Genomic DNA, 24,759 nt, shown 5'->3' on the forward strand with positions numbered 1-24,759 from the left:
CAAAAAGGGAGTGCCGAGAACCGGCACCCCCTATTTTTTAGTTACGGCGTTGTCTTACGAACGCTGGGATGTTGATCGTCTCGTCTGGGACGTCACCACCATAGACCGGTCTATGGAAGTTCCCTTCTTCTTGTTGAGCAGAATCTGCTTTTGGTTGCGACTCTTTCTTCACTTCAGCCTCAGGTTGTTTCTTCGGCTGTTGAAGGAATGGGTTCGATCCTTGTGCCTCTTCTGCGAATTCAGTTGCGATGACCGTCACGATAATCTCATCGTTCAAGTTTTCGTTGATGACCGAACCGAAAATCAAGTTCACTTCTTCATCGGCAGCACTTTGAACGATTTGAGCAGCTTCTGTCACTTCGTAAAGGCTAAGGCTGAGACCGCCCGTGATGTTCATCAACACGCCTTTCGCGCCTTCAATGGAAGACTCGAGAAGTGGTGAAGAAATGGCTTTCTTCGCAGCTTCGACAGCACGGTTTTCACCTGTGGCGACACCGACACCCATGAGGGCCGAGCCTTTTTCGGTCATGATTGTTTTCACGTCCGCGAAGTCAAGGTTGATGAGACCAGGGATGGCAATCAAGTCCGTAATCCCTTGTACACCTTGACGCAAGACGTTATCCGCTTCACGGAACGCCTCAATCATCGGCGTGTTGCGCTCGACGATTTCAAGGAGCTTGTCGTTCGGGATGACGATGAGCGTGTCAACTTTTTCTTTGAACGCTTGAATCCCATGCTGAGCATGTTGCATCCGTTTGCGTCCTTCGAACATGAACGGTTTCGTGACGACACCGACTGTCAAAGCGCCGATTTCTTTTGAAATCTCGGCGATGACAGGGGCAGCCCCTGTACCCGTTCCGCCACCCATGCCAGCTGTGACGAAGACCATATCTGCGCCATCAAGCGCTTCAATCAACTGTTCACGGCTCTCTTCCGCTGCTTTTTTCCCGATGTCCGGGTTGGCACCGGCACCGAGACCGCGTGTCAATTTCGCACCGAGTTGAAGCTTCACGTCCGCTTTCGACATGTTCAGCGCTTGTGCATCCGTGTTGACCGCGATGAACTCGACCCCTTGTACGCCGTGTTCGATCATGCGGTTGACGGCGTTTGAACCGCCGCCGCCGACTCCAATTACTTTAATTTTTGCTACGGCGTCAATCGCCTCATCAAAGTACATCATTCAGGTATCCCCCTACGTAATTTCCGATTGTGAATCGCATTAGCTTACACGCCAAATAATTTTTCCATTAAACGCCCGAATCCGTTTTTAGATTCGCGCTCAGTCGAATCGTATTCTTCACCAGTATCCGATTGTCGATCCGCTGTCGTTGCCGAAGGGACGACTTCGCGTACATCCGGCTTCTCCAAGTTTTGCTTCGAGACGTGGTGATCGCTCATGAGCACGTACTTGAGGACGCCAACAGCCGACGCGTATTTCGGATGTCTGACACCGATCGATGACGGTTGATAAAGTCGCGTCTTTTGACCCATGACGCGGGTCGCCAGTTCCTGAATACCAGGTAAAGCAGCTGCGCCACCACAGAGCAAATAACCTCCGCTCAGTGCTGGAACGCCTACCTTTTGCACTCTATTCAACACCAACGTAAACATTTCCTCTATTCTCGCCTCTAAAACATAACTAATTTCAGCTTGCGGCTCGTACGCCACTTCCCCGTTAATGTTTGTGAACGAGAATCCTTCTGTCGCATCTGCCATTTCTTCGAGAGCAAGGCCATATTCTTCTTTCGCGACTTTCGCATCTTGGTATTTACAATTGAGCTTGTATACCAAGTCGCGTGTCATATGGTCGCCACCGACCGGAAGGATATACGAGTAAACGAGATCCCCGCGATAGAAGACGGATACGGTCGTTTTCTCGTGTCCGACATCAATCAAGCCGATACCAAGATCAATCTCATCCACCGAAGCGGCACTCATCCCGAGCGCCAAGTTACCGAGCACGAATCCGTCGAGCTTCAGTCCCGCTCGTTCAATTGAACGACGGATGCTATGTAAGATCGTTTTCGAACCCGTTACCATCTTCCCGTGCATCTCTAACCGGTAGCCGAGCATTCCACGTGGGTCCACGACGCCGGTCTGTTGATCGACAGTGAACGAAGAAGGGATGACATCGATGACGCTCATCTCGTCAGGGAGACGCATCACTTGAGCCGAATTGATGACTTCAATCACGTCGGCATCTGTAATTTCCTGGTCTTCCCGTTTGACCGATGCGATGCCGTGACATGGGGCAATTTGGATATGTTCCCCTTCAATGGCAACGTATACCGAACGAACTTGATCACCGAGTGCCGCTTCGGCATGTTCGACGGCTTGTTTGATGGCTTGAACCGTCTTATCGATGTCGACGACGGCGCCACGTTTTACTCCTGCAGACGGAGCACAACCTTCTGCCAAAATATTAAGCGTTCCCCCGAGTAGTTCACCCACGACAAGCTTAATTTCTGACGTTCCAATATCTAATGCGGCTACATAACCGTTCGCTTCCAACAGGGAAACACCTCCGCGCTAAAATTTCAGTTTCAGTCTTCCATTACAATATTACAGATATCCAAAAATATTGTTAGGTCCGGCAAGATATCTCACGTCTAAGTTTACAACAAATAAGATAGTGAGAAAAGGTAGAATCCTACAAATTAAGCGGTTTTGGGGTGTCAATTCGATTACAAACGACAAAAAAACAGCCCTGACCTGTCGCAGGGCTGTAAAAATTCAGACTATTCTTCCGATTTTTCATACGGGACGAAATAATAGCCTCCGTCCATGACGACCGTCCCTCGCTGTCCTTTCGGGATATTTTCAAAAATCTCCCCGTACTTGGACACCGTTTGACTTAGCTTGAACGTCGGCGTGAGCAACGTGTTGCCGTCGTTCATGTAAATCTCATAACGCGTCGGTTCACCGTCTTGTTGCTGAAACACAATCTCAGACATTCTAGCTCGTAACGCGTCATCGACTTGCTCGAGCTCGCCGGCCACTTTCTCAAGGTCGGCTTCCTTGTCAAACTGTCGTAAGAGCGGCCCGTCTTTCAGTTTTGCCGGGTCGTCGATTTGTCCGGTCGGATGAAGCGAGCCGTCCGCTAAGACGACGACTTCCCGGTCATCCGTCCTCGAGTAGGCAATCATCTTCTCTTCTTCGAGTTTGATGGTGACGATATTGTACCAGCTTCGATCCACTTCCACATCTTTCACACCGGGGAGCTCACGAATGGCCGCCTCAAGTCGGCTAGGAGACACTTCGACGATTTTTGACGTCGTGTCTAAATCGATTTGTTCTAACACGTAAGACTCGGTCAACCAAGCTAAGCCCGACACGTTCACCGCCTTCACATCCGACACCGACGTCTGCATATAGACGACGAGCGCAATCAGTACGGCGAACAGCAGCAAAATAGCAGACAATCGACGGTTCGCCTTCTTCCGTCGCTGATCTTTCATATATGGAATCCGGTCTTCTAAACTACGGACGGTGTTCTGACGTGTCTCCATGCTTCCTCTCCTTTAGCGGCTGACTTCTTCTACAAGTGCGGCGAGGGATTCGGCGGCCTGTGGGAATCCTAACCGTTTCGATGCTTCCGCCATCTGTTTTTCGTTTTCCAAGACGTAATGAATCTTCTCGACGAGCGTTTGACCGGTCAAGTCCGCTTCACGAATTAAAGCGGCGGCCCCGCTCTCGACGAGTGCGGAAGCATTTTTCGTTTGATGGTCGGCCGTCACGTACGGGCTCGGAATTAGGATGCTCGGTAAGCCGAGCGCCGTCAATTCAGAGATGGTCGATGCCCCTGCGCGCGAGACAACGAGCGTCGCACAAGCGAGAAGGGCGGGCATGTCGTACACGTAAGGCAAGATGTGAACATTTTCTGCCGGCTTCGCTTCAGCGACGACCGCCTCATAGTGCACGTTTCCCGTCACGTAAAGAACGTTGACCGGCTGTTGACTCAGCTCAGGAATCGCTTCGAGCACGGCACGGTTAATCGCCTCGGCACCTCGGCTCCCACCATAGATGACGATAATCGGACGCTCATCGATTCCGTACGTCGCTCGGATTTGAGCCGGGTCGGCGACTGTCTGCAACACTTCGCTCCCGCGCGGGTTGCCGATGACCCGAACGTTCGCCCCTGGAAACTGCGACTCAGAACCTGCGAACGACAGCGCGACACAGTCGGCTTTTTTCGACAAGAATTTATTCGTCAGTCCCGGGATGCTGTTTTGTTCATGCAGAATCGTCGGGATACCCAATTGCTGAGCCGTGAACACGACCGGCCCGGACACAAACCCGCCTGTCCCGATGACGACGTCCGGATGGAACGCCTTCATCTCTTTTCTTAGCTGACGGACCGATTTCAAGAACCAATATCCCGTCTTCACGTTCTCAAGCGATAACGATCGCTTCAATCCCGCGATTCGAATCGATTTGAAAGGAATGCCGGCTCGCGGAACGAGATCAGCCTCGAGTCCGTTTTCTGTGCCGATATAGAGTACTTTTAAATCGTTGTGGCGCGCCTTTAGTGTATCGAGCAACGCGAGAGCCGGGTAAATATGGCCCCCTGTTCCACCGCCTGAAATGATGACTCTCATCGTTTCGCCTCCTCAATGGAACGGACGAGGTCGACAAAATGGGTACCGCGTTCCTCGAACGTCTTATATTGATCCCAGCTTGCGCATGCCGGCGACAATAAGATGACATCTTCCTCTGCCGACTGTTCGAACGCGAGCGGGACGGCTTCTTCTAATGTTTCGACAGCAAAGGCTGGGAGTCCTTGGGATTCGCCGAGCGTCTTGAAACGTTCGGCCGTCTCCCCATATGCGATCACCGCTTTGACGCGCGACATCGCCGGGACGAGCGAAGACAAGTCAGCGCCTCGCTCAAGTCCGCCACAGAGCCAGACGATTGGCGAATCGAAACCGGCAAGCGCCGCTTCGGTCGCCACGTTGTTCGTTGCTTTCGAATCGTTATACACCCGGCGTCCAAGCACATGACCTACGTTCTCCGTCCGATGGGCGACGCCGCCGAACGTACGCAACACGTGCTCGATATGATCACGCGGGATGTTAAACGGTTCGATTAAAAGAAGTGCCGCTAACACGTTTTCCACGTTATGGGCCCCACCGAGCGCGAGATCGGCTACTGGAAGGACTTTGTCACCGTGCACGGTAATCCAACCATCTTGCACATAAGCATCGCCGGCGTCGTAACCGAACGTTGATGCTTGCAACGTGTCCGGCACACGCTTCATCACTTCAAGGTCGGCCCCTTTGACGACAACGCGGTCTGAAGGGGTCATGTTACGGAATAAGTTCGCTTTCGCATCGGCATACGAATCAAAGTCACCGTGGTAATCGAGATGCGCCTCAGATAGGTTTAAGAGCGCGGCTGCCTTCGGGTGGAACGTCTCAACGCCCATCAACTGAAAGCTAGATAGTTCGATGACGATAATATCATCCGGCATCGCACGTCCTGCCACCTCGATTGCAGGGAAACCGATGTTTCCTGCCACGTGTACGGGACGATCGCCACCTTGTAACAGTTCATGGACGAGCGTCGTCGTCGTCGTCTTGCCGTTCGAACCCGTGATGCCGACGAACGAGGCGTCTGTCGCCATATAGGCGAGTTCGACTTCCGTATAAATCGGGATGTCTCGTTCCATCGCCGCTTGAAGAAGCGGAATGTGGTACGGGATACCAGGGTTTTTGACGATGACGTCCGTATCATCCAATAAGTCGAGTGGATGGTCGCCAAATACCGATTTGATTCCCAATTGCTCGATTTTCGTCCGTTCTTCGCTCGACGGCTCCGTTCCTGCGTTCATTGTCACGACCGCGTCGACACCTGACAAATAGGTGGCAGCCGCGATGCCGCTACGGGCTGCGCCGAGAACGAGGACGCGCTTACCTTTCCACTGTGCTTTCATTTGTTCCACCATCCATTACATAAGAAGTAACGACAACACTGCCGTGATCAAGCTGATTCCACCGAATGTCAACACGATGCGCCATTCCGACCATCCGACCATCTCAAAATGGTGATGAATCGGGCTCATTTTAAAGATGCGCTTTCCGGTCGTCTTGAACGAGATGACTTGCAAGATAACGCTGAGCGTCTCGATGACGAAGATAATGCCGACGAAGACGAGCAACAACTCGAGCTTCAACATGAGGGCGAGGCCGGCGACCGCGCCGCCAAGTGCGAGCGATCCCGTGTCACCCATGAAGATTTTCGCTGGATATTTGTTAAAGACAAGAAAGCCGAGAAGAGCCCCGACCGCGCTGAACGCGAACCAAGCAATCCCCGCTTCATCTTGTCCGAGCGCATAAATCCCGAAAAAGGCGAACGTCGGGATGGCCGAGAACGAGACGAGGCCGTCGAGGCCGTCCGTCAAGTTGACCGCATTCGAGAAACCAACGAGCCAGAAAATGACGATGGCGACATACAACCAACCCGTATCAAACGCGATCGAAGTGAACGGGATTTGAATCGTCGTATCTAATGCGCCTCCGAGTGACAAGAACCAGACGAATAAGACCGAGACGACGATTTGACCAATTAATTTCTGAAGCGACGTCAAACCGAGATTCCGTTTGTTGACGACTTTAATATAGTCGTCGAGGAAGCCGATTACACCGAACGCGAGCGTGACGAATAAAAGCGTCCCGAAGCCTGCGACCGCATCTCCGAAAATGAGCGAGACGATGAATCCGATGATGAGCGCGAGCAAGATGACAATCCCGCCCATCGTCGGCGTCCCCGATTTCTTTTGATGCCAATCCGGACCTTCGTCACGGATTTCTTGGCCGAACTTCAATTGCCGTAGCGCAGGAATCGCACGTGGCATAACGACCAACACGGTCAATAATGAACTGATCAAGACGATTAAACTAATTAACATGTTCGTACCTCACTACTCTCTATTATTGAACTAGACGCTCGAGCGCCAGTCCTCGCGATGCCTTTAACAATATCACAGTCTGTGGTCGTTGATAACTGCTAAGGAGCGGTTTCGCTTCTTCGACCGTCCCGACGTGTGTCACGTTTATGTTTACGGCTGAAATCCCGTCTGCAATCCATTTCGCCTTGTCCCCAATCAAGAGGACGTCCGTCACTGGGGCTGTGATCACATGACCGACCTGAACATGTTGCGCTTGTTCATCAGCACCGAGCTCATACATATCACCGAGTACGAGGACGCGGCGCGAGAAGCCAACGAGTGACTTCACCGTTTCAATCGCCGCAATCATCGAAGTCGGGCTCGCATTATAAGCATCATTGATCAAGTGCGCATCGCCAAACATTTGTTTTTCCATACGCATCGTCGTCAACTTGACCCGATCGAGGCCGCGCTGAATCATCGCATGGTCGAGCCCAAACTGACGCCCGCACGCAATCGCATATGCCGCGTTTCGGATTTGATGGGCGCCGAGCACTTTCAATTCGAACAATTCACCGTCATAACGGAAGATAGACGCATCGAACGTCGTCTCAACGACCTCAATTTTCCCGTCAGCATCGTCCGCGTAACCGACACGGAACCCTTGACCAGAAAGAAGCGGCTCATCCGCATCGACAATCAAGACACCTTCGTCTTTCAAACCGGCCTTAATCTCAAGTTTCGCTTTCGCGATGCCTTCACGACCTCCGACCTGTTCCCCGTGCGACTCACCGATATTCGTAACGAAAGCGACATCCGGTTTTGCGATGTTCGACAACAGTTCGATTTGCCCAAATCCGTTCATACCCATCTCGAGTACGGCTACCTCGGTATCACGTGGCATCCGGAGAACGGTGAGCGGTAAGCCGACGTCTGAATTGAAGTTGCCTGCCGTCTTGTGCGTCTTGAACTTCTCTTCGAGCACGACGGCGACCATGTCTTTCGTTGAGGTCTTCCCGTTCGAGCCGGTGATGGCGACGACGAGCGGGTTGATTTCTGCTAAGTAGCGCGCCGCCGCTTCTTGGAGCGCTTTTAGTGGAGACGGGACCGGGATGACGACGATTCCTTCCGGTCGTTCGCGTCCTTCTTCCCAAAACGTGACGATGGCGCCTTGCTCGATTGCTTTGTCGATAAAATCGTGTCCGTCGACGCGTGCCCCGATAATCGGGACGAATAAACCTGCGCCGTTCTCGTCACGCGAGTCGGTCGCGACTTTCCGAACTTCTCGTGTGTCTTCAATCGTCATACCGAACCAACTAGCCAATGTTTGAATCGTTACTTGTTCCATCCGTATTTCCTCCTGTGACAAAGGAAAAGAGAGCCGAGGCCCTCTTGATCCTGTTCCATTAATTCGACGGGGATTGAAGCTTCACTTTCAGCGTCGCTCCCGTTTTGACAGGCTTGTCTTTCCCGATAGATTGGGAAGTGACGAAGCCGGTCCCCTCGATTTCTAAATTCAGTTGATACAACGTCGCCAATCGCTTCACATCTCGAAGCGACCACCCAGACAAGTTCGGCATCGCGAACGTATCACCGGTCTTGAGCAATAACCGCTCTCCTGTGACGTACGATTGGCCTTCGACTGGGCTTTGCGCCGCCACACTGCCGCCACTGCCGAGAAGTACCGGGGCGAACGCAGCTTCTCGCGCGTTGTTGACCGACTCTTCACGACTGAGGTCAATGTATGATGCCGTCGTCTTCGACGTGGCTTCAATCGCCTTCTCTTGCTTCTCCGGCTCGACGCTCCGATAGCGGAGCGCCACGTCCATGACGTCTTTGAACAACGGGGCCATGATTCGTGGGCCCGTCGTCGAGGAGTCACTGTTCGGCCGGTCGACGGCAATATACATAACGAGTTCCGGATTTTCCTCCGGGGCCATGCCGACGAACGAATGAATATACTGCCCGCTCAAATACTTCCCGTTCTCTGCAATCTGAGCCGTCCCTGTCTTTCCGATCACGCGATAGTTCTCAAGTGCATACAGTTGGCCGGTCCCGAGGTCGCTATTGACGACCCCATCGAGCGCTTCTCGCGTCTTTTCGGCAGCCTCAGCTGTAATCGGTTGACCGACGATTTTCGGATTCGTCGTCCGAATCGTCTCACCCGTCTCACGATTGACGACTTTTTTGATGACGTGAGGCTGTTTCATCGTCCCATCCGTCGCAATCGCTGACGTCGCCTGCAAGATTTGCATCGGTGTCACTGCCGTCGATTGTCCCCATGCGGTGATGAGCACGTTAAGCGGGCTATCGAAGTCATATTGACTATTGACCTCACCCGGTAGATCGACACCTGTCCGTTGATCGAACTTAAAGGCGTTGAAATAATCTTCATAGCGACCAAGTCCGAGCCGTTCATTCGCGAGAATCGAGAACGCGACGTTCGACGAGTGCCAGACGCCTTCTACCATAGGGATGGTACCCCATCCGGTAATGTTATAATCATTGAACGTCGTCCGCCCATACGTGTAAGAACCGGACTTGTATAGTTCGTTCGGATCGAACACGCCTTCATTGATCGCGGCAGCGAGCGTGAAAATCTTCATCGTCGACCCCGGCTCGAAACGTGACGAGACGGAGAAGTTGCTATACGACGTGATTTCACGTGTGTTCGGATCAAACGATGGCCGGTCGGACAACGCGACAATCTCCCCCGTCTTCGGGTCCATGATGATGGCTGTCGCATTTTTCGGTGCATACTCTTTATACAACTCATCCATCTTCGTATCGAGCAGTTGCTGAATCCGGTGGTCGATCGTCAACTGAACGTCGGCCCCGTCTTCTGGCTCGATTCGAAGCTGTTCATCGCTCGTGATGAGCGGACGGCCCGCTAAGTCCTTCTCGAATCGGTTTAACCCATACGACTCGCTCAAGATGTCGTTTAATGACTTCTCGATTCCGAGCTCACCGACGAGCTCGATACGCCCGTTCTGATCCATTTTTTGCGCATAGCCGATGACGCTTGATGCGAAGACCTTGTTCGGGTAATAGCGCTTCGGTTCTTCGACGAACGTGATGCCCGGAATCTCGAACGCTTCTAGCTCTTCTTTTTGCTCGACCGTCAAATCGCGTCCGGGAACACCGAACTCGATTTGCCCGCGGTCGACGTTTTGTTCAAGGCGCTTCAACACATCGGCCTCCGTCATCGGAATGACGGTCGCGAGTTCGCGTGCGGCTTCCGGGAACTCTTCCGGCATGAGCGTCTTTCCTTCGACGCGTTCGCCGCCGAGCTTCAAGACCGCTACGACGCGATACGACGGGATGTTGATCGCGATCGGCTGACCGAACCGGTCAAAGATTTCCCCACGTTCCGCTTTCAACGTGCTGACCGCTTTCCACCGTTCTTCCTCGGCGAACGCGAGCATGTTCTCACCTTTGTATGTTTGAAAGACAGACAAGTAGAAGAACCAACCGACAAAAAATAAAAAGAGCGGTGTGAAGCAAACAATCGCCACCCACGCCACTCTTTTTTTACTCTGTTGTAGAGAGTTCATCTGTCAATCACCTTGACGTTCTTTTCGTTGAACTGCATTCCGAGCTTTTCAGCTATCGCATAGATTCTCTCTGGCGAGCTTAATTGGGCGATCTCATATTTCAATTCTTCGTTTTCTTTAGCGAGCGCGTTCGTCTCTTGCGTGATTAACGCCGTATCGCGCATGATGTTGTACGCTTCGTTATGTTTCGACACCGTGATGCCACCGAACAAGACGACAGAACCAATCATGGTCGGATACAAAATAGCTTCGAACAAAGTTAACGTACGTCGTTTTGGAGCAGGTATCGGTCGTTCTTGCGGAATCGGATTTCGATTCGGTGAAATGTGAGGCTGCAGAGCCTCGCGGGCAGCTTCTGGCATCAGGTATCCCTCCTACGTACAGTCTATTTTTGTTTTTCAGCGACGCGCAGTTTCGCAGAGCGGGCGCGCCGATTGTCTTCGAGTTCCTCACCGCCGGCCGTAATCGGCTTTCGCGTGATGAGTTTAAGCTCAGGTTCAAACTCTTTCGGAATGACCGGCAACCCTGGTGGAAGCGGTGGATGCTGGCTCTTCTCTTTAAAGACTTGCTTGCAGATCCGATCTTCAAGCGAGTGGAACGTGATGACACAGATGCGACCGTTGATGGCGAGCATGTCAATCGCGTCTTGCACGGCGCGGTCGAACACGTTCAATTCATCGTTGACCGCGATTCGAATCGCTTGGAACGTCCGCTTGGCAGGATGACCGCCTTTACGTCGTGCCGGAGCTGGAATCGCGTCTTTAATCAAGTCGACGAGTTCGAACGTCGTCTCAATCGGTTTTTCAGCACGTGCCTGTTCAATCTTTCGGGCAATCTGTTTTGAGAACTTCTCTTCCCCATATGTAAAGAAGATGCGGGCAAGGTCCCCAAACGCCCATTCATTTACGACGTGATAAGCCGAAAATGGCTTCGAGCGATCCATTCGCATGTCGAGCGGCGCGTCAAAGTTATAACTAAAGCCACGTTCCGCCTCGTCCAGTTGGGGCGAGGAGACGCCGAGGTCGAATAAGACGCCGTCAACTTGTGTCACACCGCGACTGTGAAGCTCGTCTTTCAAATGGACAAAGTTGCTCTTTATAAAAGTAACCCGGTCTTCGTATGGAGCCAAACGCTCTTTCGCATGTGCGAGTGCGACGTCATCCTGGTCGAACGCGTATAGATGACCTGTCGTCAAGCGCTTCACGATCTCTTCGCTATGACCCGCGCCACCTAACGTACAGTCGACGTAAATGCCGTCTGCTTTAATGTTCAAACCTTCGATGGACTCCATTTTTAAAACCGTTTCATGCTCAAACATACAAAAACCCTCTCAACCTACAAATTTCAACTGTTTTATTACACTTACTTTATCATAAAAATGTCAAGCACCGCATTCGTTTTTAGCGAAAAGAGGAAACAAAAAGGTAACAAACGAAAAAAGATTCCCTGTTTTCAAGGGAATCTAATTTTAAACTTCCTTTTTTTCACAATTTAACTAAACATCGCTCGGTTTCAGCCGTTTCATATGCATGGAACAGACGCTTGAACACGTCAAGACCATGGCGGTTCAAAATCGGGATCATCGACCAAATCCGTTCTTGCGGTGCGTTCATCGGGATGAGCCGCGTCGACAGATGGATGCGACGATGATTCAATCGATACTGTTCACGTTTCGCCTCGGCCCGCATCTCGTCAGCAAGCCGCTCGAGCAACTGTTGCGCGCTCGTTTCAAAACGGTGACCGTGACGTCCTGCCTCTTTGCCAAGCGCTGCCGATAAAGCGCGGTAACTGTACAGCTGTTCATCGAAAGCCGCGTCGTCAAACGCATGGTCTGGGAGCGGGGTTGCCAAGTAGTCGACGAGGTCGATAGCCTCTTGGCGTAACTTCTTCTCGTCGTTCGACGACAAGAGGACCGCGCCAAGACGTGGAAGGAGAAGCGGCATCTTCCATTCGAAGACGTGGAACAACGGGCGCAACTGGAGCCAGTAGGCAATTTCGCCCGGCCCCGCGATGTAGGCGAGCGTCGGGAACAGATAGTCTTGCATGAGCGGACGCGAGACGACGTTATTCGAGAAACGTTCCGGGTGCGCGTCAAGCTCTGACAGCAAGTCCGTTTCCGTAAAGCGATGGCCGCGCTTCGTCGTGAAGACGTCCTGTTCTTTTGTCAGAAGCTCACGCGTCCCGTCATGATAGAACACATGGGCCGCGTCTCGGTTTAATTCCACTTCTGGCATCCCATTTTCGTATGCGTGCGCGAATGCGTGTTTGAGCGCATCGTGCCCAGTGATGAGTCGTTCAAACACCTCACGCCCAAGCATCCGCACTTCTTTTTGATGCGGATCGAAGAGCAGGAACTCCTGGCCGACGAAGCGCCGCATCACCTTCCCGAAAAATTGTGCGAACGAGTGCGACTTTTGCAAGACGTCCACGAGTTCTCGATAGAGTATCGGTGTATGGACCGTCTCCGTCTCGGCGAGGAGCATGTGCTGTAGCATTTGAACAAGTTCGATTTTTAACCGGTCAAACTCGAGCTCCCCGACCGATGCTTTCCCCGCAAGCGGGACACCCGACAGCGCCTCTTTTCGGAACTGACGCGACAGCGGTTGCGGAATGAAGACGTGATTAATTTCTGCATAGTCATGGTCCTCTGTCGCCATCCAGAAAATCGGCAAGACCGGTTTATTCAAGACGGCTTCCGCTTGTTTTGCCCGTTTGAGTACGGTCAACAGTTTATAGACCGCAAACAGTGGGCCGCCAAACACGCCGACTTGCTGCCCGGTCACCATCGTATACGCATCGCCGTTCGCGAACGCAGTTAATTTCCGCTCCATCGCTTCTGATAGCGGGCCGTATTCGGCTTGTTGGGTCCGTAAGATGGATGCGAGCGCTTCGCGATGTGGATACGTCCGTCCATCGAGTTCTTCCGCTCGCGCTTTCAATTCACCCATTCCTTTATAATCAAGCCAGTCTGCATATCCGTCCTCGATTTGAATCATCGGAGAAGACGAGGCATACATGGCATCAAGCGACTCTATCCTCACGTATAACGACTTCCTTTCAATCAATCAATACATCATGTGCTTGGCGATGCCGACAATGAATAGGACGGCATGCGTCGGAACGAGCAATAAAAAAAGCAAGCGCCAACCGTGGACAAACATCTTCGTGAACACGACTTCCTCATGCCGCACCCGTTGCCAAATCGCATTCACGGGGAAGATGGCGACACAAATGGCGAGCAATAACCAAAATAAATCATTCCCAACAATCGCCTCTAACAGCACGGCGCACGCATAGAACCAGAACATGACGCCAACGTCACACACCAACTTGAACGTATTGACCGATTTCGGCATAATTTTTCTAAGTACCATATACACCATAAACCAAATGATGAGTGGAAATGAAACGATATACACTAACAAGATGCGCTCGCCCCTATAATCAATTTTTGCATAAGCGGGATTACGGTCAATTCGACCCCTCTCGCCTCGGCCCGTTTCAAGAGTGGCGTTAAAATCGCGTGGACCTCAGTCGCCCGACCTGCCTCCACGTCTCGTAACATCGAGGAGCGATTGTTCGCCGTCTTCTCGATGATCGTCTCGATATATGTATACGGTACAGTCTCGTCAAACAACGTCGTCAACTCGGCATAGATTTGCTGCGCGACCTCGCGACACGGGGACTGACTGACAGCACCGTTAGGAACGCGACAAAGCGCGGTGATTGGATTGATGACGGCGTTCGCGAACAACTTTTCGATGACGACGTACCGGATATCGGACTCCCAGACGATTTGTAACGGCGATGTGCGAAAAACGTGTGGCTCCATGTCGGTTAGGCTTCCAATCCGGACGCGCCCGAGTCCACTATGCCGGATCGTCGTCCCGTCACGCGTTACACCATGTTCGATGACGCCGATATGAAACCCGCGCTGTTCTGCATAGTCGAGGTGGGCAATCCCATTCGAACAGATAAACACCGGCACGTCACCTGTCAGCCGTTCGGTCGCCGCTTCGACGTGGTGCGCTTTCGTCGTCACAAAAAAGACGTCCGCTTCCGTCTCCTCAAGAAACTGAATCGGCTTATACGCGACACGCGCCGTGCCGCTCGTCACCCCAACGCGTTCAATCGTGACGTCGCCACGTTCACCGCTTCGTCCGTATAACGTCACGGTATACTCTTCTGCGAGAAACGAGGCCATTAACATGCCGACGGCCCCGTTTCCGATGATGCCTATTCGTTTGATTGGTCGCATTGACACGCCTCCTTCTCGTCATACACAAAAAAAGTTTACCACAATCCGAATCGATGACCATAAAAAAAGAAGCGACCTCATCAGAGACCGCTTCTACAAGCATTATTTGCTTGTTACTTCTTTACCGTTGTAATGTCCGCAAGATTTGCAAACACGGTGTGAAAGTTTCATTTCGCCACAGTTCGGGCACTCGTTCATACCAGGTACGTTGAGTTTGAAGTGAGTACGACGAAGACGTTTGCGAGTTTTCGACGTTCTACGGAATGGTACTGCCATCGTTGTCCACCTCCTTGAAAAGTTAGCCTTTCTCGTCCTCTTTTTTCGAGAACAAGTCGGCAAGTCCCGCGAGGCGCGGGTCAATTTTTGGTTGGTCGTCCAGCTGATCCTCTACGAGGGCCCAGCCTTCCCCTTCAACCTGAGTTTTGTCTGTTTCGTTCCCAAAAACTTGCATCGGGACGTCTAACATGATGAGCTCACGTACGATTGGTCGCAGATCAATCGTATTCCCGTCTGGCAAATTGACGTCATCGAATTGCTCCGTGTAACGCCCGTTCTCCAAAAAGAAAGGCTCGAGTGATTCAATATCGAATTCATACATGACATCGTCTAACGTACGCGCATCTGGCAACGTCAGGTCACCTTGAATCTTCAAATTGAATGTAACTTGATTAGATGTGAACGACGCATCCCCGTGCACATGCACTGGGCGAATCGAACGGATATCCGGATGGAGCTGAGTCAGCTCCGGAAGTTCGACCGTCTCATCAACGGTAAAACTATCACCTTGGTTTCGAAGCTTAAGTAGCTGTGCAATAGACCATTTCATCCGAATCACCTCAATTGCAACAATATGAATTATAGATAGGCCAACTTGTTTTGTCAATGTTTTTTCTTTACACTAAAATCAGTTGACGACGGCGCTTTGTCAAAGCGTACTTATCCATCTTACACCAATCCAATCGACATTGCAAAGGAGTAATTTTATGCAAAAGACGGCCATCATCGCCGAGTATAATCCGTTTCATAACGGTCATCTGTACCAAGCCCAAACCGCTCGCCTCGAGACCGAGGCCGATGCCGTCATCGCCGTCATGAGCGGACAGTTTACCCAACGCGGTGAACCTGCTGCATTCGACAAATGGTCACGGGCGCGTGCGGCGGTCGAGACCGGGGCGATCGACCTCGTCGTCGAGCTCCCGACTCGTTATGGCGTTCAACGTGCCGACCGTTTCGCGAGCGCTGCCGTCCATCTCGCCGAGCAAATGAAGTGTCAAACTCTATCGTTCGGGAGTGAGAGCGGCGACGCGTCAGCGATTCGGCAAGCCGCCTTAGCCGACGTCGAGTCGACACCTGCCTATCGAGACGCTCTCCAATCCGCACTGAAAGATGGGGCCTCGCCAGCGAAGGCATCGAGTACGGCGTTCACTTCGCTATATCCCGACTTTGACTTGACGCTCCCGAATAACATCTTGGCCTACCATTACGCGAAAGCGGCCACCTCAATCCACCTCCATACCGTCCGTCGTCTCGGCGCCGGTTATCACGACACCGGCGTCTCGGATGTCATGTCGGCCACAGGGGTGCGCGCCCATTACCTCGAAGCCGGTAGCGTCCGGGCGGTTCCTGAGGCCACGCGGAGGCTGTTTGCACAACAGTCGATGGCCCATTGGTCGCTCTATTGGCCGATGCTTCAATACAAGCTACGCACGATGCCAAAAGACGTGCTCGAACACCTCGTCGGCATCGATGCCTCGCTTTCACCGCGTCTCATCGAAGCCGGTATGGAACCGACGTTTGAACAGGCCCTCTCTAAGATGCTGACGCGTCGGTACACCCGGACGGCCATTCAACGGGCGCTCGTCTCTGTGCTCGTTCACTTCGAACGGACAGAGTTGCCGACACGCTTTGATGACGTCCCTTATGTTCGCCCGCTCGCCTTCAACACGGTTGGTCGTAGCGTGTTGCACGAAATAAAAAAGACGGTACCGCTTCTCAGCAAGTACCATCCTGACCTCGCCTTTGAGGCGCGCGTAACGGAAGCGTATCGCCTCCCGCTCGGTCTGTCAGCCCCTGAGCATAGGCAGACGCCTCAATTCATCGACTCTAAATAACGAATCGCCTCTTCGACCGTCTTGACCGGTACGACTTCAATGTCGGATTCGAGCCGGTCGAGAGACGACCTCGCTTCTTCATAATTTGGCCCATCCGGTACGAAGAACACCGTCGCACCGGCACGGTCGGCAGCGACAATCTTCTGCCACGCCCCACCAATTGGCCCGACGTTGCCTTCCTCATCGACCGTACCGGTTCCGGCAATCTTCTCACCGTTTGCCAAATCGCCTTGCGTCAATTGATCATAGATTTCGAGTGTGAACATGAGACCGGCCGACGGTCCACCGACGTTTGTCAGTTCGAATGCGACGGCTGGATCTGTGACCACGTCTTGGACAGGTAACGGCTCATAGATACCGATGCCGACCCGGTCACCTGACCGATCAAGCGGTTGGACGAGCGTAGTCACGACCCGTTCTCGGCCGTCTCGCTCAATCGTAAGCTTGACCTCGTCACCTGCCTCAAACGTCGCCACTTGATCGAGAAAATCGAGCCGTGACATGAAGGCACGACCATCAATCGCCGTGATGACGTCACCCGGCTTTAAGACGTTCGAGGCGAGCGATCCGGTAATCGGGGCCGAGACGTACATGCCGTTGAAGTCGACATCCACGTCCGCATCAGCGAGCGCGTAAGCGTATTGAATGGCTGCTTGTTGTGACGACGCCATGAGAAGCTGCTGTCGCCGCTCGTAGTCCGCTTCGCCTTCCCCGTCATATAAATACCGGCTCGACGGACTCGCTTCTGTGAACGGGGTGAACCAGCTCCCGACGAGCCAGAGCGGGGTCGCTCGCCGCTGCGAGATGGTGACCATCATGAGTTCCCCCGGCTCCTTCTCTCCATCTTCGACCGTCATGAACCGTTCGATTGACGTCGCCTCGCCCGGATACGTGATGTAATACGGTAACGGGACGAACAAGAAGATGAGCACGGCAACGAGCAAGCCGAATCCGATTTTTAACGACCTCATGGTTGTCGGCTCGCTTCAAACTTTCTGCGTAGCGCCTCTTCGACTTGAACCGGAACGAGCTCATTGACGGAAGCCCCGTATTTCGCAACTTCTTTGACAATCGACGAACTGAGGAACGAGTATTGGCTGTTCGTCATCATGAAGAGCGTCTCAACGTCTTCGTTTAACTTCTTATTGATTGATGCGATTTGAAGCTCATATTCGAAGTCGGAGACGGCGCGCAGGCCGCGGACGATGGTGGCCGCTTCCCGCTCGGCGGCATATTCGACGAGCAAGCCACCGAATGCGTCAGCCGTCACGTTCGGCAAATGCGTCGTGACGTCACGGATGAGCGTGAGCCGCTCTTCGACGTCGAATAACGGTGCTTTGCTCGAGTTTTCGAGGACGGCGACAATCACTTCGTCAAAGATGGCGGCGGCGCGCTCGATAATATCTAAATGACCGTTCGTAATCGGGTCAAAGCTTCCTGGACAGATGGCGATGCGTTTGGACATGTTCTCACTCCTCCGTCAAAGCGTACTCATAAAAACTGATCGTGATGACGTCTGAGTAGCGCTGTACTTTAATTTTCTCGAGTCGTCCGACACGTTCAGGCAACTCGGTCTCACTTCCATGTTCACAGACGACGACCCCGTTGTCGGTCAGCAGATGATTCGCCTCGATTAACTGTAAAAACGTTTCATGCTCTTCGGCGTGATACGGAGGGTCCATGAAGATTAGTTTGAACGCTCTGCCGCTCGTGATCAGTTGATCGAGCACTTGACGCGCATCTTGACGGAGAATCGTCGCATTTGCCTCATAGCGTGTGATGCGTAGGTTTTCTTCAATCGTCTGAATCGCCTTCGTCTGCTTGTCGACGAATACAGCGTGGTCACAACCGCGCGAGAGCGCTTCGATTCCAAGCCCACCACTTCCGGCGTACAAATCGAGCGCCTCTCCTCCAGCAAAGTACGGACCGATGATATTAAAGAGTGATTCTTTCACTTTATCTGTCGTCGGACGTGTCGCCGACCCTGGGACAGCCTTCAACCGTGTCCCTTTACGTTCTCCTGAAATAACGCGCATTGTTCTCTCCCCCACCAGAAAAGATGAAGGTGTCGCCACCTTCATCTTGTTTCGTTTTACTTCTGTTTCGGTTCATACGTCTCGGCGATGAACGGTCGTTCGCTACGGATGACATTCTCGACGAACGGTAGTGCCTGCATTTGTTCAATGACCGTTTCGTGCCCTTCTAAATCTGTATACAAAAAGGCGTACTTCTCCCGCTTCGACACATAATACAAGTTCGCATATCGTCTGAGCACTTTCACTTGTTTTAGCGACTGGACGTAGACGACAAGGCCGATTCGTCCGTTCCGCTCAAACGAGTTAGACAGCACATCCACAGCTTCCGCCTCCTCCGCCACAACTTCCTCCGCCGGAGCAGCCGCCTTCATCAAAGAACGGGTTGCCCGTCGGGACTTTGATTTTCGGGGATACAGAGTGAGCCAACAAGCCGCTCACTTCCCCAAGCAATTTGTCCAGATTCCGCTCCGCTTTTTTAAACGCAGCCACTTCCGGTTGGACATCGAGTCGACGCTTAACAAGATGCATCTCTTTTTTGATGCGATCATGATCCGGGTGATGTTTACCGAATCGTTGCACGTACTCGTAATCTTCTTTCATGCGTAAAAATTCACGCTCGACGTCACGCGCCTCGACTGACGCCATGCGTGCCCGCTTTGTCGTGATATATGTTTGGAACGATTCGCTCGACTCAATCAGTTCGGCCAACGTTTCGGCCCGATCGAGAAGATCAATCGTCTGTTCAGTGATAATCATGGCTTTCACCCTTTCTGACATGATTTTACCACAATTGATTCCCTCTGTGAGCAATCGGCTTTATAATTGAACGTGACTCATGCGTTCTCAATAGAAAGGAAGTGAATCACCGTGCCTGCACGGTGTCCGATGAAAAAAGTCTCTTTCAATATGATTCGCTCGGCTGGCATAAAAACCGACTACGCGAAACCTGAATACTATTTTGACCAACTCGATAAAGTGCGAGCCGCCGATCTCGTCTTATTTCCGGAATATTGGATGGTAAATTCCATTATATACGGCTTGAATAAATCCATCTATCCCTCACCGGCGACCTATCATCTCGGCCACGATAAAATCGAGATGACACGAGCGTTTAAAGCGACGTTCCCGGACCGCATTCCGAAAACGCTCATTTACGGAAAAAACGCCTATACGATCGAGCGGGTGCTCGAGGAATTCACTTATCCGTTCGTCGCCAAAACAGCGAAGTCGTCGATGGGTCAAGGCGTCTGGCTCATCAAACACGAACAAGACTGGCTCGAGTACGTGGAGAAACACGACACGTTTTACGTACAAGAGTATATCCCGAACGACCGCGATCTTCGCATCATCATCATTGGCGAAGAAGTCGCCGGCGCTTACTGGCGGGTGAGTGAGGCGTTTCTAAATAACGTCGCCCAAGGTGCCACCTTCTCGTACGAGGAGATCCCACAAGACGTCGTCGAGGAAGTACTTGAAATCGCGAAGACGCTTCACATCAATCATGCGGCGTTCGACGTAATCGTCACACAAGAAGGGTTTTACATCCTTGAGTTCAACGTCTTCTTCGGTTCAGAAGGCCTCATGCCACTCGGTGTCCGCTTGCCTGAGAAGATTGAGTCCTACCTCGAGACGCTTCGCTGACCGTTCATCTTTTTTTCACAATTTGAACACACGTTATTCCAACAACGTTTTTGAATATGATATGATGACATATGAGGTTTATTGAAAAAAGGGGGATTATGATGAAATTTGAGCAGTTCCACATCGAGGGAAAAGAAATCCGCTTCGGTTTGCTCGAGACGATCATGGATCATCATCATTTCATCCGTGAAGGCGCTTGGGACTACGAGCGTGCGACGTATGATATGAAATACGAGAAGCAATCGACGGGCGAGACGTTTTACCTTCGCTTACCGGTCTACGCAATTGAGGGCCAAATCGAGGACCGTCACGCTGTCGTGAAAATGTTGACACCGATTCTCGGGAAACACTATTATCCACATGGCGTCGAGTATGACGAAGAGTTCCCAGAAGAAATCGTCCGCGACTGTGAGCGTCGCTTAACTGCTCTCGCTGAGACATTAGAAGTCAAACCCCTTTAATCGTAAAGGGGTTTTTCATTTGAAACCCTATGACTGTTCACCCATTCTTTGTTAACAAAAAAAGGACCCCTATAGAGTCCGGATCTCATCATGTTCAACCTCCAAGTCAAGCAGGTAAGTCCTCCACTCGAATAATCTTGCAGCCTTTCCCCTCGTAATATTGAATCATCTCAGCAATCTTCTTTTGATCATAACTTGTTATACAATCGGACAGGACTTGAACATCATAGTTTGCTTTTCGCATGTTGTAACACGTCGACTTCACGCAGGCGATGGCATCCGCACCGGTGATGTAGAACGTCTCGACTTCATACTGCTCGATGAAGGCCGAGAACGCTTCGCTCGTTAACGCGTTTCCTTTATATTTCGTGAAGACGTGGTCAGACGCCACCTTCAAGTCCGGGACGAGTTCTGCCCCGCGCGTACCCGTTTTAAACGTCCTTGTTCCTGCTGAGAGATTTTCATGACGGATGTAGACGACCGGCACGTCATGCTCGACGGCCCAATCAATCGAGTGATTGACGTTTTCAATCACGGTTTTGTAGTTTTTCGTAATATCATTTTGAAGATCAATGACGACTAACGCTTCTTTTCCCATCCTCTTTCCTCCTCATATCGAACAAATGGCTCGGTAGTCTTTTCTTTTCCTAATCATAACAGAGTTCACTTATGGAAAATATAGGAACAAATAAAAACGGACTGCGCTGCTACACTCGAACTGTAGATGAAACGAATCGTGCCATGCGATTTGGTTCGCCTTCTTTTCGGTTTAATAGTCCCGAGGCGCAATGCCCGACATAAAAGTGGAAGAAACGCAAAGACGAGTGGCCGCACAAGGGCGGCCTCTCGCGGCGCTCATCCGACGGCGTCGTAGACTCCTATGGGAATAGCGAGCGAAGGGAGACGTAGTAGCGTTTAACGATACGGCTCCCTGTTCGCCCTAAGAGCGGAGACGCCAAGAGGATGAGTGAAAACATTCTGTTCGTCAACAAACGGAGGACCGCAACGCGGCCCTCCGTTGTCGTTACGTCGCGATGACGTTCAACGTCACATCGACTTGCCCGAGCAACAAATCGAATTGATCTCGGATGTAACGGTACAACCGTTCCGCCTCAACGAGCGAGAGCGGTGCGATCACTTGATAATCGTAATGATTCTTTGATAAAGAAACGACTTTCACTTCCGGCAAGCCGAACTCGATTGCACTACACGCAATCAAATCCTCAATCGCCCGCTCCGCAATCGTGACATCTCCGTATGAATAATCATTTCCAATCACAGCCATCGTATCGTTCATCGTCTTCACTCCTTTTCAGCAACGAGCACGTTCACGTCCTCCATGATAGATTCGATATCGACCGGTTGATCTCCTGTCGTCGCCATCTGCGCGACTGCCCGTACATCATGATGCCGATCGACGATGTACATCGTCGTCGCATGCGTGACGAGCCCACTGTTCGCTTTTGAATAATAGAACTGAAGCTGACGCGTGATGCGGTCGATATCCGCTTTTTCTCCCGTCAACACTTTCCAACCCGTCGGTTCGGCTTGAAAAGCAGCACCGTAATTTTCAAGCACCGGTACCGTATCGGTTTCCGGATCGACGGTAATGGCAACGAGTTCGACGTCGGTGCCATATAGTCCTTCGGTCTTCAACTCTCGTTCGAGTTTCATGAAGTCTCGCAACGTGAGCGGACAGATATCAGGGCAGTTCGTGTAAAAGAACGTGACGACTTTGACTTTTCCGTTATCGGAATTGTACGTCTCTCCATCTAATGCGTTCGTGAGTGTGAACGGTGTCGGCTCTTGAATGACCGGCAAGTCGTCCTGTTTAAAGAATATGAAATACGAGGCGACGCCGATCGCGATCAGGACGGCAACCGTCAAACCGACCGTCGTGTAACTGTTCCGTTTCATCCTCATCCCCCTCTCTTGGGTCACCCTCCGATAATGGCGCGGAAGACGTTTGTCGTCTCACCAGGTTCAAACGCGACATAGAGGAGAACATACACGGTGACACCCGTGATGGCAGTGAAAAACCAGACGACCGATGCTTTCGGACCGATTTTGCGATGCTTCTCAATCTTATTTTTATAACCGAGGTAAAGCGTGATCAAGCCGAGCACGCCGCCCGTCGTGGCGAGTAAAATATGGAAAATCATAAACGCCAAATAATATGGTTTCACGCTGTCTGGCCCACCGAACGCGGTGTTCCCGACGAAAATGGTACGGGATACATATAGAATAAAGAATGTCGTAGCGGCGACAGCTGCAGCCGTCATGACTTTCTTATGTTTCTCGATATCACGGCGGTCCCGTGCGATGATGACCCAGCCGATGGCGACTAAAATCGCACTGAGCACAATGAATGAAACACTAATCAATGCAAGATAATTCATCGTTGTTTCCCCTTTGACTTAACTCATTTTTTCTCTTGTTGCTCTTGCGGTGAGAACGACATGCCTTCCTCAAGCGCGAGCGATTTCGTCCGACGCACCCAGCCGAAGAACGTCCAGCCGAAGAAGAAGCCGTACACGAGTTCTTGACCAAGCTTCATCAATACCCCGCCGAAGCGTTGATCTTCAAGCGCGCTATTCGTCGCACCCATGAGCGCATTCAAATCGAGACCCGATACATCTCCGTTCGGCATACAGTAGCCGAGCACCGTCGCGAACGTCTCGACGTCCGTGTATGCATCATAAAGGATGTTATGGCTAAAGATAATCAACGCACAAGCCGGCGTTAACAGGACGCCGTTCGCAATGATATAAACCATTCGTTTCAAGTCAGACATGCCTTCCTCGTCTTCCGAGATGAATGGCGCGATGACCGGATACCACATCGTCAAGCTGAAGACGACGAGCGCGCCGTGGAAGATGCGGTGGACACCATAGTTCGTCAACACGTAATCAAAGATGAATGGCATATGATACAACGTGAACAACGCATTGAACAAGATGAGCGCGATGAGTGGCTTCGTCATGAACCGTAACGTCGGCCCGATTACTTTATAGCTAAATAATTTTTCAAATACCCAATACGGCAACCCATAAACGACGAGTGCCGGTGCGAGCACGTAGACGAGTACCATCTGGAACATGTGTACCGAGAAGATAATGTGTGCAAATACGTCCACCGGGCTTCCAAATCCGATGTAATACAAAACGATGGCAAACAACATGCTGAACTTTTGCAGCAACGTCGTCGACTCATATCCCCGCTTCGCCATTTTCTCTGTAACGACAGCGTAGAGGACGTACAGCCCTACCATGAGCAATCCGAAGAATGGACTCCAAAGCGTCATCCAATCGAACTGCCTGAGTAGCTCTGATGTATTCCAGAGCATCCCTTCACCCCTTTTCTCTCTCTCCCAAAAACCAATGAAACCGTTCACTTCAAGATTACTATTCCTTTATTTTTGAAGTAAAGCAAAAAGGACCGAATCATCTGTGTTTCCACAGATGTTCAATCCTTTGTCACATTTACCAAATGAGCAGACGAAGTGCCGCTACCGTGATGATGGCGACAAAGATGCCAAGCCACATCATCCCGACGATCCATGTGTTGCCACGGTTGTTCATATGCATGAAGATGTATAGCTGCAAGAACACTTGAATGATGGCGAGAATGATTAAGAAACCACCCGCTGCCCACACTGGCATGAGTTCAGCATATACCGCGCCGAACGCTACGAATGTGAGCAAAATCATCATTGCGAAACTGATCAACTGAAGTTGATATTCACGTCTCGACTCTGCTTTGACTTCAAGCTCCAACTGCTTGTGCGATTCGTTCATTGTACGTTTTTCCAT

The 24,759-nt window shown here is 51.6% G+C and carries 29 protein-coding genes; 3 read left to right on the top strand and 26 right to left on the bottom strand.

The features are described from left to right. Nucleotides 1-37 precede the first annotated feature (37 nt). From ftsZ to KNP92_RS08620, 15 genes are all read right to left on the bottom strand, one after another. Nucleotides 38-1,180, bottom strand: coding sequence for a cell division protein FtsZ (ftsZ, locus tag KNP92_RS08550; protein ID WP_214839469.1), 1,143 nt, complete (start codon nucleotides 1,178-1,180; stop codon nucleotides 38-40). A 44-nt stretch (nucleotides 1,181-1,224) separates the two neighbouring features. Next, on the bottom strand, nucleotides 1,225-2,511 hold the full coding sequence (gene ftsA, locus KNP92_RS08555; RefSeq protein ID WP_214839471.1) for a cell division protein FtsA: 1,287 nt from the start codon (nucleotides 2,509-2,511) through the stop codon (nucleotides 1,225-1,227). A 227-nt stretch (nucleotides 2,512-2,738) separates the two neighbouring features. Then, nucleotides 2,739-3,509, bottom strand: coding sequence for a cell division protein FtsQ/DivIB (locus KNP92_RS08560; protein WP_214839473.1), 771 nt, complete (start codon nucleotides 3,507-3,509; stop codon nucleotides 2,739-2,741). Between the two features lie 12 nt (nucleotides 3,510-3,521). Then, a complete protein-coding gene (murG, locus tag KNP92_RS08565; protein WP_214839475.1) occupies nucleotides 3,522-4,598 on the bottom strand; it encodes an undecaprenyldiphospho-muramoylpentapeptide beta-N-acetylglucosaminyltransferase in 1,077 nt (358 codons plus the stop codon). Next, nucleotides 4,595-5,932 (bottom strand): UDP-N-acetylmuramoyl-L-alanine--D-glutamate ligase, encoded by a 1,338-nt coding sequence (gene murD / locus KNP92_RS08570; protein WP_214839477.1) that lies wholly within the window; start codon nucleotides 5,930-5,932, stop codon nucleotides 4,595-4,597. Before murD ends, murG begins: the two co-directional genes overlap by 4 nt. A 15-nt stretch (nucleotides 5,933-5,947) precedes the next feature. Further along, nucleotides 5,948-6,907: a phospho-N-acetylmuramoyl-pentapeptide-transferase gene (gene mraY / locus KNP92_RS08575; protein WP_214839479.1), complete on the bottom strand. Its 960-nt coding sequence runs from the start codon at nucleotides 6,905-6,907 to the stop codon at nucleotides 5,948-5,950. Between the two features lie 22 nt (nucleotides 6,908-6,929). Further along, a complete protein-coding gene (locus KNP92_RS08580) occupies nucleotides 6,930-8,234 on the bottom strand; it encodes a UDP-N-acetylmuramoyl-tripeptide--D-alanyl-D-alanine ligase (protein WP_214839481.1) in 1,305 nt (434 codons plus the stop codon). Between the two features lie 58 nt (nucleotides 8,235-8,292). Beyond that, a complete protein-coding gene (locus tag KNP92_RS08585; RefSeq protein WP_260564149.1) occupies nucleotides 8,293-10,401 on the bottom strand; it encodes a penicillin-binding transpeptidase domain-containing protein in 2,109 nt (702 codons plus the stop codon). Nucleotides 10,402-10,436: 35 nt separating this feature from the next. Further along, nucleotides 10,437-10,802 (bottom strand): cell division protein FtsL, encoded by a 366-nt coding sequence (gene ftsL, locus KNP92_RS08590; protein ID WP_214839485.1) that lies wholly within the window; start codon nucleotides 10,800-10,802, stop codon nucleotides 10,437-10,439. A gap of 23 nt (nucleotides 10,803-10,825) precedes the next feature. Continuing rightward, nucleotides 10,826-11,758, bottom strand: coding sequence for a 16S rRNA (cytosine(1402)-N(4))-methyltransferase RsmH (gene rsmH, locus KNP92_RS08595; protein WP_214839487.1), 933 nt, complete (start codon nucleotides 11,756-11,758; stop codon nucleotides 10,826-10,828). Between the two features lie 166 nt (nucleotides 11,759-11,924). Continuing rightward, nucleotides 11,925-13,436 (bottom strand): bacillithiol biosynthesis cysteine-adding enzyme BshC, encoded by a 1,512-nt coding sequence (bshC, locus tag KNP92_RS08600; protein WP_214839489.1) that lies wholly within the window; start codon nucleotides 13,434-13,436, stop codon nucleotides 11,925-11,927. Nucleotides 13,437-13,505: 69 nt separating this feature from the next. Continuing rightward, nucleotides 13,506-13,859: a DUF3397 domain-containing protein gene (locus KNP92_RS08605; RefSeq protein ID WP_260564167.1), complete on the bottom strand. Its 354-nt coding sequence runs from the start codon at nucleotides 13,857-13,859 to the stop codon at nucleotides 13,506-13,508. Further along, nucleotides 13,859-14,698, bottom strand: coding sequence for a ketopantoate reductase family protein (locus KNP92_RS08610; protein ID WP_214839493.1), 840 nt, complete (start codon nucleotides 14,696-14,698; stop codon nucleotides 13,859-13,861). Before KNP92_RS08610 ends, KNP92_RS08605 begins: the two co-directional genes overlap by 1 nt. 102 nt (nucleotides 14,699-14,800) lie before the next feature. Further along, the gene (rpmF, locus tag KNP92_RS08615; protein WP_015881300.1) at nucleotides 14,801-14,974 is read right to left on the bottom strand and encodes a 50S ribosomal protein L32; all 174 of its coding nucleotides are present in this window, start codon (nucleotides 14,972-14,974) and stop codon (nucleotides 14,801-14,803) included. Nucleotides 14,975-14,996: 22 nt separating this feature from the next. After that, nucleotides 14,997-15,524, bottom strand: coding sequence for a YceD family protein (locus KNP92_RS08620; RefSeq protein ID WP_214839495.1), 528 nt, complete (start codon nucleotides 15,522-15,524; stop codon nucleotides 14,997-14,999). A 157-nt stretch (nucleotides 15,525-15,681) separates the two neighbouring features. Between KNP92_RS08620 and KNP92_RS08625 the strand changes: the two genes are divergently transcribed. Beyond that, a complete protein-coding gene (locus KNP92_RS08625; protein WP_214839497.1) occupies nucleotides 15,682-16,809 on the top strand; it encodes a tRNA(Met) cytidine acetate ligase in 1,128 nt (375 codons plus the stop codon). On the opposite strand, the gene KNP92_RS08630 is transcribed toward KNP92_RS08625, so the two are convergent. The 5 genes from KNP92_RS08630 to KNP92_RS08650 are packed head-to-tail and all read right to left on the bottom strand — an operon-like array spanning nucleotide 16,788 to nucleotide 19,601. Then, a complete protein-coding gene (locus KNP92_RS08630) occupies nucleotides 16,788-17,780 on the bottom strand; it encodes a SepM family pheromone-processing serine protease (protein ID WP_214839500.1) in 993 nt (330 codons plus the stop codon). The genes KNP92_RS08625 and KNP92_RS08630 overlap by 22 nt on opposite strands. Further along, nucleotides 17,777-18,274 (bottom strand): pantetheine-phosphate adenylyltransferase, encoded by a 498-nt coding sequence (gene coaD, locus KNP92_RS08635; RefSeq protein ID WP_034805643.1) that lies wholly within the window; start codon nucleotides 18,272-18,274, stop codon nucleotides 17,777-17,779. The genes KNP92_RS08630 and coaD overlap by 4 nt, the downstream gene beginning before the upstream one ends. Nucleotides 18,275-18,278: 4 nt before the next feature. Beyond that, complete coding sequence (gene rsmD, locus KNP92_RS08640; protein WP_214840290.1) at nucleotides 18,279-18,845, bottom strand: 16S rRNA (guanine(966)-N(2))-methyltransferase RsmD; 567 nt, start codon at nucleotides 18,843-18,845, stop codon at nucleotides 18,279-18,281. Nucleotides 18,846-18,901: 56 nt separating this feature from the next. Beyond that, nucleotides 18,902-19,165, bottom strand: coding sequence for a DUF2129 domain-containing protein (locus KNP92_RS08645; RefSeq protein WP_260564165.1), 264 nt, complete (start codon nucleotides 19,163-19,165; stop codon nucleotides 18,902-18,904). Next, nucleotides 19,149-19,601 (bottom strand): YlbF/YmcA family competence regulator, encoded by a 453-nt coding sequence (locus tag KNP92_RS08650; RefSeq protein ID WP_214839504.1) that lies wholly within the window; start codon nucleotides 19,599-19,601, stop codon nucleotides 19,149-19,151. The genes KNP92_RS08645 and KNP92_RS08650 overlap by 17 nt, the downstream gene beginning before the upstream one ends. Before the next feature lie 129 nt (nucleotides 19,602-19,730). Between KNP92_RS08650 and KNP92_RS08655 the strand changes: the two genes are divergently transcribed. Together KNP92_RS08655 and KNP92_RS08660 are read left to right on the top strand one after the other, a co-directional pair. Further along, on the top strand, nucleotides 19,731-20,486 hold the full coding sequence (locus KNP92_RS08655; protein ID WP_214839506.1) for an ATP-grasp domain-containing protein: 756 nt from the start codon (nucleotides 19,731-19,733) through the stop codon (nucleotides 20,484-20,486). Nucleotides 20,487-20,587: 101 nt separating this feature from the next. Further along, entirely contained in the window at nucleotides 20,588-20,947 is a 360-nt protein-coding gene (locus KNP92_RS08660) for a YugN family protein (RefSeq protein WP_214839508.1), read from the top strand. Between the two features lie 106 nt (nucleotides 20,948-21,053). Here the strand turns inward: KNP92_RS08660 and KNP92_RS08665 are convergent, their stop codons facing one another. The 6 genes from KNP92_RS08665 to KNP92_RS08690 all read right to left on the bottom strand — a co-directional run bounded on the left by KNP92_RS08665 (nucleotide 21,054) and on the right by KNP92_RS08690 (nucleotide 24,759). Beyond that, nucleotides 21,054-21,545 (bottom strand): cysteine hydrolase family protein, encoded by a 492-nt coding sequence (locus tag KNP92_RS08665; RefSeq protein ID WP_214839510.1) that lies wholly within the window; start codon nucleotides 21,543-21,545, stop codon nucleotides 21,054-21,056. 426 nt (nucleotides 21,546-21,971) lie between these two features. Next, nucleotides 21,972-22,244, bottom strand: coding sequence for a hypothetical protein (locus KNP92_RS08670; RefSeq protein ID WP_214839512.1), 273 nt, complete (start codon nucleotides 22,242-22,244; stop codon nucleotides 21,972-21,974). A gap of 5 nt (nucleotides 22,245-22,249) precedes the next feature. Then, a complete protein-coding gene (locus KNP92_RS08675) occupies nucleotides 22,250-22,864 on the bottom strand; it encodes an SCO family protein (protein WP_214839514.1) in 615 nt (204 codons plus the stop codon). A gap of 20 nt (nucleotides 22,865-22,884) precedes the next feature. Next, nucleotides 22,885-23,346: a DUF420 domain-containing protein gene (locus KNP92_RS08680; RefSeq protein WP_214839516.1), complete on the bottom strand. Its 462-nt coding sequence runs from the start codon at nucleotides 23,344-23,346 to the stop codon at nucleotides 22,885-22,887. Between the two features lie 23 nt (nucleotides 23,347-23,369). Next, nucleotides 23,370-24,293: a cytochrome c oxidase assembly protein gene (locus tag KNP92_RS08685; RefSeq protein WP_214839518.1), complete on the bottom strand. Its 924-nt coding sequence runs from the start codon at nucleotides 24,291-24,293 to the stop codon at nucleotides 23,370-23,372. Nucleotides 24,294-24,429: 136 nt separating this feature from the next. Further along, a complete protein-coding gene (locus KNP92_RS08690) occupies nucleotides 24,430-24,759 on the bottom strand; it encodes a cytochrome C oxidase subunit IV family protein (protein WP_214839520.1) in 330 nt (109 codons plus the stop codon).

Origin of the sequence: Exiguobacterium sp. s122, from assembly GCF_018618475.1 — a bacterium.
In the GTDB taxonomy this organism is placed as follows: domain Bacteria; phylum Bacillota; class Bacilli; order Exiguobacteriales; family Exiguobacteriaceae; genus Exiguobacterium; species Exiguobacterium himgiriensis.

Bases quoted from the DNA above. Each gene is read 5' to 3' on its own strand.
- ftsZ (WP_214839469.1), bottom strand. From the start codon at position 1,180: ATGATGTACTTTGATGAGGCGATTGACGCCGTAGCAAAAATTAAAGTA.
- KNP92_RS08560 (WP_214839473.1), bottom strand. From the start codon at position 3,509: ATGGAGACACGTCAGAACACCGTCCGTAGTTTAGAAGACCGGATTCCA.
- murG (WP_214839475.1), bottom strand. From the start codon at position 4,598: ATGAGAGTCATCATTTCAGGCGGTGGAACAGGGGGCCATATTTACCCG.
- murD (WP_214839477.1), bottom strand. From the start codon at position 5,932: ATGAAAGCACAGTGGAAAGGTAAGCGCGTCCTCGTTCTCGGCGCAGCC.
- mraY (WP_214839479.1), bottom strand. From the start codon at position 6,907: ATGTTAATTAGTTTAATCGTCTTGATCAGTTCATTATTGACCGTGTTG.
- KNP92_RS08580 (WP_214839481.1), bottom strand. From the start codon at position 8,234: ATGGAACAAGTAACGATTCAAACATTGGCTAGTTGGTTCGGTATGACG.
- ftsL (WP_214839485.1), bottom strand. From the start codon at position 10,802: ATGCCAGAAGCTGCCCGCGAGGCTCTGCAGCCTCACATTTCACCGAAT.
- rsmH (WP_214839487.1), bottom strand. From the start codon at position 11,758: ATGTTTGAGCATGAAACGGTTTTAAAAATGGAGTCCATCGAAGGTTTG.
- bshC (WP_214839489.1), bottom strand. From the start codon at position 13,436: ATGATTCAAATCGAGGACGGATATGCAGACTGGCTTGATTATAAAGGA.
- KNP92_RS08610 (WP_214839493.1), bottom strand. From the start codon at position 14,698: ATGCGACCAATCAAACGAATAGGCATCATCGGAAACGGGGCCGTCGGC.
- rpmF (WP_015881300.1), bottom strand. From the start codon at position 14,974: ATGGCAGTACCATTCCGTAGAACGTCGAAAACTCGCAAACGTCTTCGT.
- KNP92_RS08620 (WP_214839495.1), bottom strand. From the start codon at position 15,524: ATGAAATGGTCTATTGCACAGCTACTTAAGCTTCGAAACCAAGGTGAT.
- KNP92_RS08625 (WP_214839497.1), top strand. From the start codon at position 15,682: ATGCAAAAGACGGCCATCATCGCCGAGTATAATCCGTTTCATAACGGT.
- KNP92_RS08630 (WP_214839500.1), bottom strand. From the start codon at position 17,780: ATGAGGTCGTTAAAAATCGGATTCGGCTTGCTCGTTGCCGTGCTCATC.
- coaD (WP_034805643.1), bottom strand. From the start codon at position 18,274: ATGTCCAAACGCATCGCCATCTGTCCAGGAAGCTTTGACCCGATTACG.
- rsmD (WP_214840290.1), bottom strand. From the start codon at position 18,845: ATGCGCGTTATTTCAGGAGAACGTAAAGGGACACGGTTGAAGGCTGTC.
- KNP92_RS08650 (WP_214839504.1), bottom strand. From the start codon at position 19,601: ATGATTATCACTGAACAGACGATTGATCTTCTCGATCGGGCCGAAACG.
- KNP92_RS08655 (WP_214839506.1), top strand. From the start codon at position 19,731: ATGAAAAAAGTCTCTTTCAATATGATTCGCTCGGCTGGCATAAAAACC.
- KNP92_RS08660 (WP_214839508.1), top strand. From the start codon at position 20,588: ATGAAATTTGAGCAGTTCCACATCGAGGGAAAAGAAATCCGCTTCGGT.
- KNP92_RS08665 (WP_214839510.1), bottom strand. From the start codon at position 21,545: ATGGGAAAAGAAGCGTTAGTCGTCATTGATCTTCAAAATGATATTACG.
- KNP92_RS08670 (WP_214839512.1), bottom strand. From the start codon at position 22,244: ATGAACGATACGATGGCTGTGATTGGAAATGATTATTCATACGGAGAT.
- KNP92_RS08675 (WP_214839514.1), bottom strand. From the start codon at position 22,864: ATGAAACGGAACAGTTACACGACGGTCGGTTTGACGGTTGCCGTCCTG.
- KNP92_RS08680 (WP_214839516.1), bottom strand. From the start codon at position 23,346: ATGAATTATCTTGCATTGATTAGTGTTTCATTCATTGTGCTCAGTGCG.
- KNP92_RS08685 (WP_214839518.1), bottom strand. From the start codon at position 24,293: ATGCTCTGGAATACATCAGAGCTACTCAGGCAGTTCGATTGGATGACG.
- KNP92_RS08690 (WP_214839520.1), bottom strand. From the start codon at position 24,759: ATGGAAAAACGTACAATGAACGAATCGCACAAGCAGTTGGAGCTTGAA.